Origin of the sequence: Blautia faecis, from assembly GCF_020554845.1 — a bacterium.
Classification (GTDB): domain Bacteria; phylum Bacillota; class Clostridia; order Lachnospirales; family Lachnospiraceae; genus Blautia_A; species Blautia_A faecis.
Genome location: NZ_JAJCIA010000099.1, coordinates 1 through 551, shown reverse-complemented (window position 1 = coordinate 551; position 551 = coordinate 1). Strand labels below are relative to the sequence as shown.

Genomic DNA, 551 nt, shown 5'->3' with positions numbered 1-551 from the left:
GGCGAAAAGCTGTTCTGTGAATACGACCAGCAAGTGAAGCACTACCCGGAAAAGCGTGGTATCGTCCACAATGAGATTCTGCTCCCAGCAAATGCCCCGCCGGAGTATGCAGACCGTAATACCTTATGGAACGCCGCCGAAGCTGTGGAAAAACAATGGAACTCCCAGCTTGCAAGGAGGTGGGTGCTTACCATCCCAAGAGAGATACCACCCGACCAGTATGCTGTCCTTGTCCGGGAGTTTTGTGAGCAGCAGTTTGTTTCCAAAGGCATGATTGCTGATTTTGCAATCCATGACCCCCATCCGCCGGGACACAATCCCCACGCCCATGTCATGCTCACTATGAGGGCAATGGACGAACATGGAAAATGGCTTCCCAAGAGCCGCAAGGTTTATGACCTTGACGAAAACGGGGAACGGATAAAACTTCCGTCCGGCAGATGGAAAAGCCACAAGGAGGATACGGTGGATTGGAACGACCAGAAGTATTGCGAAATCTGGCGGCATGAATGGGAGGTCATCCAGAACCGCTATCTGGAAGCCAATGACCG

At 52.3% G+C, this 551-nt stretch carries 1 protein-coding gene; it reads left to right on the top strand.

Annotated elements, in window-relative coordinates; genetic code table 11:
* A partial coding sequence (locus LIZ66_RS18380) for a MobA/MobL family protein (RefSeq protein WP_227201181.1) occupies window positions 1-551 on the top strand: 551 nt, incomplete at both ends.